Source organism: Ruegeria sp. CDSC085 (assembly GCF_059610465.1).
In genome coordinates this window covers 147,639-161,624 of sequence record NZ_JBXWNR010000009.1, presented here as the reverse complement: position 1 = coordinate 161,624, position 13,986 = coordinate 147,639, and the positions used below count along the sequence as shown (strand labels likewise).

Below are 13,986 nucleotides of genomic sequence, written 5' to 3'. Positions count from 1 at the left end.
CATAATCGCGCACGATTCTGCCACCGGTTTGAACAGTACGTTTTGAAGGGAGGGGGCGTCCGGGTGTCCGCGAACGAGTCCTCATTCCGGATCACCCGGACGTGCCAAGTGAGTGGTGTGTTTCAGCTAATTAATGGGGCAGGATGTATCATGCACGTGTTGGAAAATCTGCTTAAGATTCTCCCGCTCAGTTTCTGGGCAGAGTTTGGCCGATGACGTATGGGCAAGTGTGGCGGGAAAATGCCCGATCAGACAGACATGTGAGCGCCGATCCGAGCCCGGCAGGGGCCGAACATCGCTGCCACAGCGAGAATCAGGCCTGACATCGTGGCGATCATACCCGACGCGCTGACGGCATCCGCACCACCCAGCCACAGCGGGCCATAGCCTGCAAGTACATAGCCCGACACCGCCGCGGCAATGGCGAACACAACGCTCCAGGCAATCTGCGCTTCCAGCCGGTTGGTCAACATCCGTGCCGCAGCGGGCGGGCAGATGAACATGGCGATCACGATGATCGAGCCCACCGCGTCAAAAGCCGCCACCGCCGCAATTGCCGCGGTGATGACCAGTGCCATGCCCAAAACGCCGGTGCGAATGCCAATGGTCCGAGCAAAGCCTTCATCGAAGGTAGAGATCTTCAGCGGCCGCCAGAAAAGCCATGTGAACAAAGATACACCGACCAGTGTCAGCGCAATGCGGGGTAATTCCGGGGGCAACCCGGACAGCGCCTCTTTGTCCAGCAAGGACGACCATCCGGTGGCGTCCAGCCAGATCAGGCTTTCGAGATTGCCGTAAAGCGCATGTTCCACATCCAGATGCACCGTCGACGTATCCGTCTGCTCAAGCAACAGGACGCCCGCGGCGAACATGGTGGTAAAGACCACGCCCATGGCGGCCCCGGGTTCGATCTGACCCAATCGGCGAATGGCTTCGATCAGCACCACGGCCACAACGGCAGCGCCTGCCGCGCCCAGCATCATCGGCCAGGTCGATATCATCCCTGTGATCAGAAACGCCACAACAATTCCCGGCAGCACCACATGGCTGATCGCGTCTCCGATCAATGCCTGTTTGCGCAACACCAGAAAATTGCCAGGTAATGCGCAGGCAATGGCCGCGAATGTACCAATCAACAACGGCGTCAGAGACAGGGGGACGAATTCTTCACCACTCATACCGGCACCCCCATTGGCCCGCCGATGCGGCGGTCTATCTCGGCGATCTGATCGCGGGTCAGGACGGTTTCAATGTCCCGTAACCCATCATAAAGCGCGGCTGCCGCCTCATGTGCCTGATCTGCGCGCACGATTTCCCAGCGCTTTTCGTCCCGCAACGCCTTGGCCGCGCGGGCTTTGCCGATGTCGGTCGCAACGCCGTCCGCGCGCACCAGCCCAGCGCGGCGCAACAAGCGCAGGGTCAGGGGCTCGTAAATCTTTTGCCCTTGCGCCAAGGCCAAAAGACCCTGACGAATATGCACCCGACGCTGGAAGCGCAGATGGCGTAACACCGCAGCCAAAACGCCACGTATCGGTGCAAAAAACAAAGACACGACAAAGAAGGCAAAGCTGACCAGAACGATGATCGGCCCTGTCGGCAGGTTTGGCGCCGAGGCCGAAATGGCCGCGCCAATGTAACCGGCCAGCCCGCCAGCAACTCCGGCAAGAAGAACAACATGGTCCGAGCGTTCGGACCAGAACCGCGCGGTCACAGCGGGAATGATCAGCAAAGCCACGATCAAAATCAGACCCACGATTTTAAGGCCAACCACTGTAACAGCCATGACCAAACCCATCATGGCCAGATCAATTCTGTGCACCGGCAACCCGCGGGCCGCAGCAAACTCGGGATCGAAGGCGACAAGAATCATTGGGCGACGAATGATCATGACCATCAGCAGCGTCGCCGCCCCCCCGATTGCAATGATCATTGCATCAGCCCAGAGCATCCCGGCAGTGGACCCTAGCAGGAAGCCTTCCAATCCGGCCTGACGGCCTACGCCCATCGTCTGTATGACAGTCAGCAACACGATGCCAAAGCCGAAGAAAACCGACAGGACCGCTCCGATGGCGGCGTCCTCGGCCAAACGCGTGTGACGCGTCAGCCAGTTCATGCAGAGAAGGCCGATCCAGGCCGAGATGGCCGATCCTGTCAACAGGCCCAGCAGGTTGCGCCCGTCCCCTCCCAGCGCGACCAACACCATGAAAGCCAGACAGACGCCTGGCAGGGTCGCGTGGCTGATTGCATCACTGACCAAAGCGCGCTTGCGCAAGAACAGAAACGTCCCCGTCACACCAGCTGAAACACCCAGCAAGGTTGCACCGATGGCAACCAGCGTGGCGTTGTAACCAAGTTGAAGAGTCAGAGCATCCCAAAGCATGCGTTACCCCAGCGCGCGCGATATCTGATCGATCTGCGCGGTTGCCAGTCGACCGCCATATGCTGATTGCAATGTTTCCGCCGTGAAGGACTCGGCCACCGGTCCCTCGGCCACCTTACGTGTATTGATCAGGAAGACGTGGTCGAAATAGTCGGTCACGGTCGCCAGGTCGTGATGCACCACGACAACCGTCTTGCCCGACTCTTTCAGGGATTTCAGCACCGAGATAATAGCTTTCTCGGTAGCCGCATCCACGCCTGCGAAAGGTTCGTCCAGAAGGTACAGATCAGCGCCCTGTGCCAGCGCACGCGCCAGAAACACGCGTTGTTGCTGCCCGCCGGACAACTGCCCGATCTGGCGATCCGCGAAATCCCGCATTCCAACACGGTGCAAACAATCCATCGCGCACGCCTTGTGGCGGGCACGCACACGGCCCAGCAAGCCAAGTTCGCGCGACAGGCCCATCAGAACCACGTCGATGACGCGCGTTGGAAAATCCCAATCCACGCTGGCGCGCTGAGGTACATAGGCAATGCGTGCGCGCTGCGTGTCCAATGGCTGGCCAAACACGGTCACCTGACCTGACAGGGGGGAAACGATGCCAAGCGCCGCCTTGAGCAATGTGGACTTCCCGGCTCCGTTCGGTCCGATGATCGCGGTCATCGCCCCGGGCCGTACGGTCATGTCGACTGAAAACACCGCAGGTTTCTGCCCGTACGAGACCGTCAGGCCGCGCAGGGCAAGGGGGCTGTCGACCAACCCGTTGTCGTCAACGGTCATACCTTCGTCGCTAATCAGATCCAGCATCGATCAAAACCCCGCCGACAGTTTTCCGTCCATTCCACGATCCGGCACATCACCACCCAAAGCACTGGCAATGACCGTAATGTTGTGATCCAGCATTCCAACATAAGTGCCTTCATAGGTTCCTTCTTCACCCATGGCGTCCGAGAACAGTTCGCCCCCCACGTGCACCTCATGTCCCTTGGCAGCCGCGCCCTCGATCAGCGCGCGGATTGAACGATCCGAGACCGAGCTTTCGACGAAAACAGCCGTGATCTTCCGGTCAACCAGCAGATCGACCAGTTCACCAATCCGGTTCAGGCCAGCCTCGGACTGGGTTGAGATGCCCTGAATTCCCAGAACCTCGAACCCGAAGCTTTCACCGAAATACCCAAAGGCATCATGGGCGGTGACAAGAACCTTGTTGTTGTCCGGAACAGACGCCAGAGCTTTGTCCGCATAGGCTGTCAGACGATCGATATCTGCCAGGTGTGCCTGCGCGTTCGCCGCAAAAACCTCGGCCGCTTCAGGACGTACCTCGGTGAGGGCTGCTTGCACTTCAAGCACTACGTCCCGCCACAACTCGGGCGTCATCCAAACATGCGGATCATATTTGTCCGCATAATCGTCATGCGCGCGCAGCTTCGACTTATCGATTCCTTCGGCAACTGCAACCACGGTTCGCTTGCGATCAAGGTCATGGAAGAAATCTTCCATCTGTGCTTCGAGGTACAGGCCATGCCACAGGATCAGATCCGCACGCGTCATCGCCACGATATCGCTGCGGGTCTGGCGATAGGCATGCGGGTCGACGCCGGGACCCATCAATCCCCTGACGTCAACCTGATCACCGCCGACCTGACGTGCCGCGTCGGCAATCATGCCCGTCGTGGCCACCACCTTGAGGGGTGCATCGGCCCAGGCTGTGACTGGCAGGGATACGGCCAGCGCCAATACTGCAAGAAAATTCCGGCGAATCATCTTCGACCTCAGCTTTTGCTTCCTGTTGAACTGAATATGAGAACCATTCGCAAGTAAGTCAACGCTAATGCGAATTATTCGCAAGAAAGTCATTGTTTTTGTCCATTTGGTCAAAATTTTTCCAATCATTGCCCGTCTACATCTTCCATTCCCTGGTCTCCCGTGCGATTTTGTCGCAAACCTCCCAAAGGACGTGACAATGGATACGCAGAGCTCAGAAAGCCCCGTGCGCACCGCGCATCTGCCGCAAGTGACCGAATCCCGGAACCCTGGCATGGATCTGGATCTGGACTGGGTGCGCGCCGTTCAGGCCAATACCTCGGCTATCGAGCGCCGCGCCGCGACCCTGCCGGGCCGCCGGTCGGTCAAAAAGGAATATCAGGTAGCCTGGCTGCTGAAGGCGATCACGATGATCGACCTGACCACCTTGTCAGGCGATGATACCGTGGGTCGCGTGCGCCGCCTGTGTGCCAAGGCACGGCAACCTGTTGCCCCTTCAGTGCTGCAAGCGCTGGATATGCCACCGATCACCACCGGGGCGGTCTGTGTCTATCACGACATGATCGAACCCGCCGTGGATGCCCTGGCAGGCACCGGAATTCCTGTCGCAGCCGTTTCGACCGGCTTTCCGGCGGGCCTGTCCCCCTTCCACCTGCGCGTGGCCGAGATTGAAGAGAGCGTGAAAGCCGGGGCCGAGGAAATCGATATCGTGATCTCGCGTCGGCATGTGCTGTCGGGCGACTGGCAGGCGTTGTACGATGAGATGAAGGCCTTCCGTGTGGCCTGCGGTAATGCGCATGTCAAAGCCATCCTCGCCACCGGCGAACTGGGCAGCCTGCGTAATGTCGCGCGCGCCTCGCTGGTCTGCATGATGGCGGGGGCGGATTTCATCAAGACTTCGACCGGCAAGGAAAGCGTCAACGCCACCCTGCCGGTGTCGCTGGTGATGATCCGGGCGATCCGTGACTATTACGACCGCACCGGCTATCGCGTGGGCTACAAGCCTGCGGGCGGGATTTCCAAGGCCAAGGACGCGCTGGTCTACCTGTCGCTGATCAAGGACGAGCTTGGCGACCGCTGGCTGCAACCCGACCTGTTCCGCTTTGGCGCCTCGTCGCTGTTGGGCGATATCGAGCGGCAGTTGGAACACTATGTGACAGGCGCTTACTCCGCCGGTTACCGTCACTCCATGGGGTGAGGCGCGCCCGGAACTCGTTCCGGTGGAACGATTTCAGCGCTGAACGGGCGAAGCCCCGGAAAAGGACAAGAACTATGACAGTCAAAGAGATTTTCGAAACCATGGAATACGGACCCGCCCCCGAAAGCGCTGCCGAGGCGTTGGCCTGGCTGGTCGATCAGGGCGACAAGTTTGGACACTATATCGATGGTACCTTCACCAAACCCGGCAAGGGGTTCGAAAGCCGCAACCCGGCGACCGGAGAGGTTCTGGCCAAGCTGACGCAAGCGAAACAGGCAGACGTGGACGCTGCCGTGACCGCCGCGCGCAAAGCGCAACCCAAGTGGGAAAAACTGGGTGGCGCGGGCCGTGCGCGATACCTCTACGCCATCGCGCGCCTGTTGCAGAAGCATTCGCGCCTGTTTGCCGTGCTGGAAAGCCTCGACAACGGCAAGCCGATCCGTGAATCGCGTGACATCGACATCCCTCTGGCGCAGCGGCATTTCTATTTTCATGCGGGCATGGCCCAGCTGATGGAAAGCGAGCTGCCCGACGCTGAGGCACTGGGTGTGTGCGGCCAGATCATCCCGTGGAACTTTCCATTGCTGATGCTGGCGTGGAAGATCGCGCCTGCACTGGCGATGGGCAATACGGTTGTTCTGAAACCTGCGGAATACACTTCGCTGACCGCGCTGCTGTTTGCCGATATCTGCCAGCAGGCCGGTCTGCCCAAGGGCGTGGTCAACATCGTGACAGGCGACGGCGCAGTGGGCGAGATGATCGTGAACGCGGACGTGGACAAGATCGCCTTTACCGGTTCGACCGAAGTGGGCCGCCGCATCCGCGAGGCCACCGCCGGTTCCGGCAAGTCCCTGACGCTCGAGCTGGGCGGCAAGTCGCCCTATATCGTCTTTGACGACGCCGATATTGATTCAGCCATCGAAGGTCTGGTCGATGCGATCTGGTTCAATCAGGGTCAGGTCTGCTGTGCGGGCTCGCGCCTGCTGGTGCAGGAAGGCATCGCCGACCGTTTCCATGACAAGCTGCGTGCCCGGATGGACAAGCTGCGTGTCGGCAATCCTCTGGACAAATGCATCGACGTGGGCGCCGTGGTCGACCCGGTTCAGTTGCAGACCATCAAAGGCATGGTCGAAAGCAACACTGCTGGTCACGTTCACCAGACCGCGTGTGATTTACCTGCGAACGGGTGTTACTATCCGCCGACTTTGATCTCGGGCCTGGAGACCTCGGACCCTCTGATGCAGGAGGAGATCTTTGGCCCGGTTCTGGTCTCTTCCACCTTCCGCACCCCAGAAGAGGCAGTCGAACTGGCCAACAACACCCGTTACGGGCTGGCCGCGACGGTCTGGACCGAGAACGTGAACCTTGCGCTGGACATCGCTCCCAAGCTGGTCGCGGGCGTGGTTTGGGTAAACGCCACCAACCTGTTCGACGCAGCCGCCGGGTTTGGCGGTGTACGCGAAAGCGGCTTTGGTCGAGAAGGAGGCTGGGAAGGACTGGCCGCGTACACCAAGCCCAAAGGCAAGGCAAAACCGCTGGCGAAGGTCGAAGCAGTCACCGGCGAAGGTGCGCCGGTAGATCCGATCGACCGCACGGCCAAGATGTATGTCGGAGGCAAGCAGGCGCGGCCTGACAGCGGCTATTCGAAGCCGGTCTGGGGTAAGGCGGGGCTGCTGGGCCACGTGGGCCTTGCCAACCGAAAGGACGTCCGAAACGCGGTAGAGGCCGCGGCGGGGGCCAAGGCCTGGTCCAAGACCACCGGCCATCTTCGGGCGCAGATCCTGTACTATATCGGCGAGAACCTCTCGGCCCGCGCGGATGAATTCGTCGGGCGCATCGACGCGATGACCGGCCGCAAGGACGGCGCGAAAGAGGTCGACGCCGCGATCCAGCGCCTGTTCATCGCCGCCGCCTGGGCCGACAAGTATGACGGTCAGGTGCATGGCGTTCCGATCCGGGGCGTGGCGATTGCGATGAAGGCACCTGTGGGCGTGATCGGTGCGCTCTGTGCGGACGAGGCGCCGCTGCTGGGTCTGGTCTCGGCCATGGCGCCTGCGATTGCGATGGGCAACCGGACAGTTCTGGTGACGTCCGAGCCATACCCTCTGGCCGCGACGGACTTCTACCAGATCCTCGAGACCTCTGACGTGCCTGCGGGTGTGGTCAACATCCTGACCGGCAGCCATGCAGAGCTGGCGAAACCGCTGGCCTCGCACCTGAATGTGGATGCGGTCTGGTCGTTCTCGTCCACCGACCTGTCGAAGGAGATCGAGGTCGTCTCTGCCGGGAACCTGAAACGGACATGGGTCAATAACGCGACGGCATTTGATTGGGCCATGGACCATTCCCGCCGCTTCCTTCAGGCTTCGACCGAAGTGAAGAACATCTGGGTGCCCTACGGCGAGTAGGGCTCCCTGCCTAGGGAGGCCTATATGGATTTTTCAGGAAAAACCGTCATCGTCATCGGCGGAACCAGCGGTATCAACCGCGGCATTGCCGAGGCTTTCGCGGCCGCAGGTGCCAAACTGGCCGTTGCCAGCCGGTCGCAGGAAAAGGTCGATGACACCGTTGCCGCGCTGAAAGCCGCTGGTGCACAGGATGCGATCGGGGCGGCGTTCGATGTGCGTGACCCTGATGCGGTGGCGGCGGGTCTCAAGCAGTTCCACGACGCATTTGGTGATTTCGATGTGCTGATCTCGGGTGCGGCGGGCAATTTTCCGGCATTGGCTGCTGAAATGTCAGTCAACGCGTTCAAGACAGTGATCGATATCGACCTGATGGGCACGATCCACGTCATGAAGGGGGCATATCCATACCTTAAGCGCCCGGGTGCAAGCATCATCAACATCTCGGCCCCGCAATCCTATCTACCCTATGAGGGTCAGGCACATGTCTGCGCCGCCAAGGCAGGTGTCGACCAGATTACACGCACACTCTCGATGGAATGGGGTGTGGAGGGCATTCGCGTGAACTCGGTCGTGCCGGGCTTCATCGAAGGCACGGAAGGCGCCAAGCGCCTTGCCCCGACTCCCGATGCTGGTGAGGCCTTGCGCCGCGACGTGCCGCTGGGCCGTTGGGGCCAGCCGCAGGACGTGGCCAACGCTTGCCTGTTCCTCAGCTCGGAAATGGCGAGTTACATCAGTGGTACGGTTCTGGCTGTTGACGGGGCGCTGTATCAGCGTGGCTCAGGCAAGTTTGGCCAGATGATGGGGCAGATGCTGCGGAGCATGAAAAAGGGGTAAGCCGCAGCTTACCCCCACAGGTTCAGTTCGTTGTTTCCATGCCAACCGGCTTGCCAACGACAACAAAGTGCAAACCATCCGGGTCGAGCAGTTCGGCGGCGACCCGGTTTACATCTTCCAGTGTCACCGCGTTCACCTTGTCATTCCGGGTGGCGATATAGTCGATCGGCAGACCTTCCATCTGCATCCCAACCATGATCCCGGCAATCTGTCCGTTGCCGTCAAACCGCAGCGGATAGGCGCCGGTCAGATAGGTCTTGGCGTCATCAAGTTCCTCTTGCGTCACACCCTCAGTGGCCGCGCGCGCCCATTCATCGCGAATTACGTCGATGGCTTCGGCGATACGGTCATTGGCAGAGGACACGGATCCAAGGTAGACCGAGGCCAGATCCTTGGGCACCAGATAAGTCCCGACCCCATAGGTAAGGCCGCGCTTTTCGCGCACCTCCTGCATCAGTCGGCTTTCAAACCCGCCACCGCCAAGAATGTGGTTCAGAACGAAGGCTGCAAAGAAATCCGGATCGTCCCGATCAATCCCTGCTTGACCAAACAAGGCCACGGACTGAGGCGTGTCGAATTCGACAACACTGACGCCGCCGGAAATGTTGACATCAGCCTTGCCGGGGATGGGCTTTCCGGTGTCCGACAAGTCGCCGAGCAGGGTATCAAGCAGGATACCCAGTTCCTCTGCCGTGATATCGCCGACGGCCGCCACGTACAGGCGATCCTTGGCAAAGACTCCTTCATAAGCCGCGACCACGTCGTCACGCGTCAGGGCCGAGACGCTTTCAATGGTGCCTTTACCTTCGGATCCGTAGGGGTGATCTCCATAGGCCATCTGCGCAAAATTGCGCCCCGCGATTTCGTTCGGGTCAGTCTGGTCCGAGCGCAGGCCCGACAAAATCTGTGCGCGCACCCGGTCAACCGCATCCTTATCAAAACGCGGCTCGTGGATCGTTGTGCGCAGCAAATCAACCACTTCATCCCGGTTTTCGGACAGAAAACGCGCGGAAATCGAAACTGAATCGTCGCCGGCATTGTATCGGAATGAGGCGGCCAGAGCCTCCAGCTCACGGGCATAGGTCCGCGCATCCATGTCGCTCGCACCTTCTTCGATCAGCCCGCTCATAAGGTAGACCGCGCCGCGTTTGTCAGGGTCATCCAACGATGTGCCACCACGGAATCGCAGTTCCAGCGCGGCAAATGGGATGGAATGATCCTCGACCAGCCAGGCTTTGATGCCACCAGGCGAGGTCACTTCTTCTATCTCGATCTCGGCCAAAGCCGGCAGGGCGACCAGACAGGCAATCAGCGTTGCAATAAACCGTTTCATTGCGTCACCTCGTCATCGCGCATCAGCCAGCCGGTGACCGACGCCTCGGGTTGCAGAACTTCGCGGGCTGCGGCGATGATCTCATCCCCGGTCACGGCCTGAAGGATCTCGGGCCAGGCCTGCACATCTTCGACCGTCAGACCGCTGGTCAGGGCCCGGCCATAGCGGTTGCCGATGCCGTCCACATTGTCGCGCGCATAGGTCTGGGCCGCGCGCAACTGCATCTTGATGCGGCCAAGATCGTCTTCGTTCACACCTTCGGCAATGAAATCAGCCACGGCCTGATCCATTTCGTCTTCGGCTTCTTGCAGGGATACACCTTCGGCCGGAACGACAATAAGATCAAATGTCGTGTCATCCAGCGAAACACCACGATAGAACGCCCCGGCATAAACGACCTTCTGCTGATCAAACTGCAACTTTTCGTTCAGATAAGAGGTGGTGCTTCCACCCAGCAATTCGGCCAGCAAGAACAGAGCCGCTGCTTTTTCCTGTTCGCCCGGATCGCGTTCCGGTGCCAGATAGCTGCGCTGAACGTAAGGCTGGGCCACGCGCGGGTCCTTGAAGGTCAGACGGCGCTCGGCCGTTTGCGGCGGTTCCTGTGACCGCACCCGCTCGGGCAGGTCCGGGTTGGCGGGAATCACACCGTAGTACTGATCGGCAAGCGCGCGGACTTCGTCGGGATCTACATCGCCCGTGACCACCAGAATGGCGTTATTGGGTGCATAATGGGTCTGGTAGAACGATAGCGCGTCCTCCATGTCCAGATCCTCCATCTCGTGCATCCAGCCGATGATCGGCACGCCGTAGCGGTGGTTAAGATACTGAGCCGCACTCATCTGCTCGCCGAACAGGGCGCGCGGATTGTTTTCGGTGCGCTGGTTGCGTTCCTCAAGAATTACGTCCCGTTCGGTCAGAATATCCTCTTCATTCAGCCGAAGGTTTCGCATCCGATCGGATTCCATCCGCATCATCAGCTCAAGCCTGTCGGCAGCGACACGCTGAAAATATGCGGTGTAGTCATACGAGGTAAAGGCGTTGTCGTTGCCGCCATTGGCCGCCACGGTGGCCGAAAACTCACCCGGGGCCAGCGTGTCGGTGCCTTTGAACAGAAGGTGTTCCAGAAAATGCGCCACACCTGACGATCCGATCGGCTCATCTGCGGATCCGGCACGGTACCAGACCATGTGTTGTACGACTGGTGCGCGGCGGTCTTCGACCACAACGACATCCATTCCGTTGTCCAATGTGAATGTGGTGACCGCTTCTTTCCCGTCCTCGGCAAAAACCGGGGTGGCAGCGATCAGGGCAGCCGACAAGGCCAGGGCCCGAACCATAGGGCATCCTCCGTTTCGTTTCTGGTATTCAAACTACGGTGACGCGGCCCGGGTTCAAGCCCGATGACGGAAAGTTAAGAATTATTCACCCGGCGGCGAAGATGGGGTTTCGATCCCGGCCCGACGGGCAGCTTCTGTTTCCGCGAACGGATCGATCGATTGTTTTTCGTAAACCTGACTATAGCGGTCGACCGGGAACAGGCGCAGACCGGTCCAGCGCCCCCGGCGTTTGCGGAACGCGGCGTCATCAGCCTCGACCACCTGCCGCGCATCGGGGGAAACACCATAGCGGCTGGACGCCGTGACAAGCGCTGCATCCGAGGATGGCACAGCCGTATTCGGGTTTAGTGCAGCGGCATTGCCGCCCAGTGCAGCCACAGCATCGGCATTGGGGTTCGGATCAGTCAGGTTTGCGCCACCCGGAGTAGGCGCAGGCAAGAAGGCATAATCCTGAGGCTGAGTCAGTGGTTTTACAGGCAACACAGAAAACTCATCCGGACCCGGACCCGGAGGCGCCAGATCCCGAAGACCAGGATTCGAACACGCCGCAACCGCAGCAGCAACAGTCAAAACAAATAGGGCGCGCGGCATCCGCATTGGTGTCTCCAGCCTGTTTCAGGGGCTTTTATCGCATATCATTCCGCGCGTCACGAGGCCTTTTTGCCGTCAAACAGCACCAGCCCGATGGCACCCGCAAATATGAACACATCTGCTAGGTTGAACACAAACGGGTTGTTGATGCCGCAACAAGACATGTTCAGGAAATCCAGTACATATCCGTAAAGGACCCGGTCCACCACATTCGCAAGCGCACCGCCGACCAACAAACCACCACAAAACAGCATCAGTCTTGAGGGGGCTGCACGGCTGAGCCAGACAAGCACGCCAACACAGATCGCCACGGAAACTCCGATCAGAATCCAGCGCGCGGCCTCCGAGTTCCCTTGGAACAGGCCGAAATTGATGCCCCGGTTCTCGCCGTATTTGAACACCAGCAGCGGTGGCAAAACATCAATACCACCGGGCTGTTCGGCCACGCGCATGGCATGAACGACCAGGTATTTGCTGATCTGGTCGATCGCAAAGGCGGCCAGGGCCGCCCAGAGAAGCAGGCGTGACCGCATCAGTGACGGAAATGGCGCATGCCGGTAAAGACCATGGCAAGGCCGGCCTCATCCGCGGCGGCGATGACTTCATCGTCACGCATGGACCCACCGGGCTGGATCACACAGGTTGCGCCTGCCTCGGCCGCTTCCATCAGGCCGTCAGGGAAGGGAAAAAATGCGTCCGACGCAACGGCCGAGCCGATGGTCAGCGGTTGGGCCAAGCCCAGCACGTCGGCCATACGTTCGGCTTTCTTGGCGGCGATCAGGGCCGAGTCCACACGGCTCATCTGGCCCGCGCCGACGCCCACGGTGGCGCCGTCTTTGACATAGACGATAGCGTTGGACTTGACGTGTTTTGCCACTTTCCAGGCAAACAAAAGGTCACGCATCTGTTCGTCGGTCGGGGCCTTCTTGGTCACAACTTTCAGATCATCCATGCCGACAAAGCCGTTGTCCTTGTCCTGCACCAGCAACCCACCGGCCACTTGACGCACGGTTTTCCCACCGGCGGTCACATCCGGCAGAGCTTCGGTCGTCAAGAGGCGCAGGTTTTTCTTGGCGGCAAAGATGGCCTTGGCCTCATCCGATGCGCCCGGAGCGATCACGACCTCGGTGAAAATCCCGGTGATCTCCTGCGCGGTCTCGGCGTCCAACGGTTGATTCAACGCCACGATCCCGCCGAAGGCAGAGGTGCGATCGCAGTCGAAGGCGGCCTTGTAGGCCTCAAGCAGGGTTGCACCCTTGGCCACGCCACTTGGGTTGGCGTGCTTGATGATGGCGCAGGCGGCACCCTGCTCGGGGTCAAACTCGGCAACCAGTTCAAAGGCCGCGTCGGTGTCGTTGATATTGTTGTAGCTGAGTTCCTTGCCCTGATGCTGAACAGCGGTGGCCACACCGGGCCGATTGGTGCCGTCGGTGTAGAACGCGGCTTGCTGATGGCTGTTCTCGCCATAGCGCAAGGTCTGTTTCAATTCACCGGCAAACGCGCGACGCTTGGGGGCCTCAAGCTCCAGCGCGTCGGCCAGCCAGTTGGACACTGCGGTGTCATAGGCGGCGGTTCGGGAATAGGCCTTCTGCGCCAGCTTGCGGCGGAATTTCGGACATGTCGCGCCGTCGTGCTGATCCATATCGTCCAGCAGTTTGTCGTAATCCTCAACGTCCACGACCACGTTCACAAACGCATGGTTCTTGGCCGCTGCGCGAATCATCGCCGGGCCACCGATGTCGATATTCTCGACGCACTCATCGTAACCTGCGCCTTTGGCCACAGTTGCTTCAAACGGATAAAGGTTCACAACCAACAGATCGATTGCACCGATGCCGTGTTCGTTCATGGCTGCAACATGGGTGTCATTGTCACGCAGGGCCAGCAGTCCGCCATGCACCATCGGGTGCAGGGTCTTGACCCGACCATCCATCATCTCGGGGAAGCCAGTGATCTCGCTGACATCCTTCACCGCGAGCCCTGCATCACGCAGCGCCTTGGCCGTGCCACCGGTCGACAGCAGCTCGACCCCGCGCTCGGCCAGCGCCTTGCCCAGCTCGATCAGCCCGGTTTTGTCGGATACGGAAAGCAACGCGCGGCGCACGGGGTGAAGATCGTTCATGGGTCCAAAGGTCCTTTTG

The 13,986-nt window shown here is 60.0% G+C and carries 12 protein-coding genes; 3 read left to right on the top strand and 9 right to left on the bottom strand.

Annotated elements, in window-relative coordinates; all coding sequences use genetic code 11:
* Positions 1 to 248: 248 nt before the first annotated feature.
* Genes AC2FJB_RS14590 through AC2FJB_RS14575 form a run of 4 tightly spaced genes read right to left on the bottom strand, consistent with a single transcriptional unit; the run spans position 249 to position 4,144 of the window.
* Positions 249 to 1,178, bottom strand: a complete 930-nt coding sequence (locus tag AC2FJB_RS14590; RefSeq protein WP_496718941.1) for a metal ABC transporter permease — start codon at positions 1,176 to 1,178, stop codon at positions 249 to 251.
* The gene (locus AC2FJB_RS14585; RefSeq protein WP_496718940.1) at positions 1,175 to 2,380 is read right to left on the bottom strand and encodes a metal ABC transporter permease; all 1,206 of its coding nucleotides are present in this window, start codon (positions 2,378 to 2,380) and stop codon (positions 1,175 to 1,177) included. Before AC2FJB_RS14585 ends, AC2FJB_RS14590 begins: the two co-directional genes overlap by 4 nt.
* Positions 2,381 to 2,383: 3 nt before the next feature.
* The gene (locus tag AC2FJB_RS14580) at positions 2,384 to 3,187 is read right to left on the bottom strand and encodes a metal ABC transporter ATP-binding protein (protein WP_299899468.1); all 804 of its coding nucleotides are present in this window, start codon (positions 3,185 to 3,187) and stop codon (positions 2,384 to 2,386) included.
* 3 nt (positions 3,188 to 3,190) lie between these two features.
* Complete coding sequence (locus tag AC2FJB_RS14575; protein WP_496718938.1) at positions 3,191 to 4,144, bottom strand: metal ABC transporter solute-binding protein, Zn/Mn family; 954 nt, start codon at positions 4,142 to 4,144, stop codon at positions 3,191 to 3,193.
* 199 nt (positions 4,145 to 4,343) lie between these two features.
* On the opposite strand from AC2FJB_RS14575, the gene deoC reads away from it, so the two are divergent.
* The 3 genes from deoC (at position 4,344) to AC2FJB_RS14560 (ending at position 8,584) form a co-directional block, all read left to right on the top strand.
* Complete coding sequence (gene deoC, locus AC2FJB_RS14570; RefSeq protein ID WP_496718936.1) at positions 4,344 to 5,342, top strand: deoxyribose-phosphate aldolase; 999 nt, start codon at positions 4,344 to 4,346, stop codon at positions 5,340 to 5,342.
* A gap of 74 nt (positions 5,343 to 5,416) precedes the next feature.
* Complete coding sequence (locus tag AC2FJB_RS14565) at positions 5,417 to 7,750, top strand: aldehyde dehydrogenase family protein (RefSeq protein WP_496718935.1); 2,334 nt, start codon at positions 5,417 to 5,419, stop codon at positions 7,748 to 7,750.
* Between the two features lie 24 nt (positions 7,751 to 7,774).
* Complete coding sequence (locus tag AC2FJB_RS14560) at positions 7,775 to 8,584, top strand: SDR family oxidoreductase (protein WP_117871847.1); 810 nt, start codon at positions 7,775 to 7,777, stop codon at positions 8,582 to 8,584.
* 22 nt (positions 8,585 to 8,606) lie between these two features.
* On the opposite strand, the gene AC2FJB_RS14555 is transcribed toward AC2FJB_RS14560, so the two are convergent.
* The 5 genes from AC2FJB_RS14555 to purH all read right to left on the bottom strand — a co-directional run bounded on the left by AC2FJB_RS14555 (position 8,607) and on the right by purH (position 13,967).
* A complete protein-coding gene (locus AC2FJB_RS14555) occupies positions 8,607 to 9,917 on the bottom strand; it encodes a M16 family metallopeptidase (protein WP_496718933.1) in 1,311 nt (436 codons plus the stop codon).
* Positions 9,914 to 11,254, bottom strand: a complete 1,341-nt coding sequence (locus tag AC2FJB_RS14550) for a M16 family metallopeptidase (RefSeq protein WP_496674671.1) — start codon at positions 11,252 to 11,254, stop codon at positions 9,914 to 9,916. The genes AC2FJB_RS14555 and AC2FJB_RS14550 overlap by 4 nt, the downstream gene beginning before the upstream one ends.
* Before the next feature lie 81 nt (positions 11,255 to 11,335).
* Positions 11,336 to 11,851 carry a DUF3035 domain-containing protein gene (locus tag AC2FJB_RS14545; RefSeq protein WP_117871842.1) on the bottom strand — a complete coding sequence of 172 codons (516 nt, stop codon included), beginning with the start codon at positions 11,849 to 11,851 and terminating at the stop codon, positions 11,336 to 11,338.
* 50 nt (positions 11,852 to 11,901) lie between these two features.
* Positions 11,902 to 12,378, bottom strand: a complete 477-nt coding sequence (gene lspA / locus AC2FJB_RS14540; RefSeq protein ID WP_117871840.1) for a signal peptidase II — start codon at positions 12,376 to 12,378, stop codon at positions 11,902 to 11,904.
* The gene (purH, locus tag AC2FJB_RS14535) at positions 12,378 to 13,967 is read right to left on the bottom strand and encodes a bifunctional phosphoribosylaminoimidazolecarboxamide formyltransferase/IMP cyclohydrolase (RefSeq protein WP_496718931.1); all 1,590 of its coding nucleotides are present in this window, start codon (positions 13,965 to 13,967) and stop codon (positions 12,378 to 12,380) included. The genes lspA and purH overlap by 1 nt, the downstream gene beginning before the upstream one ends.
* Between the last annotated feature and the right edge of the window lie 19 nt (positions 13,968 to 13,986).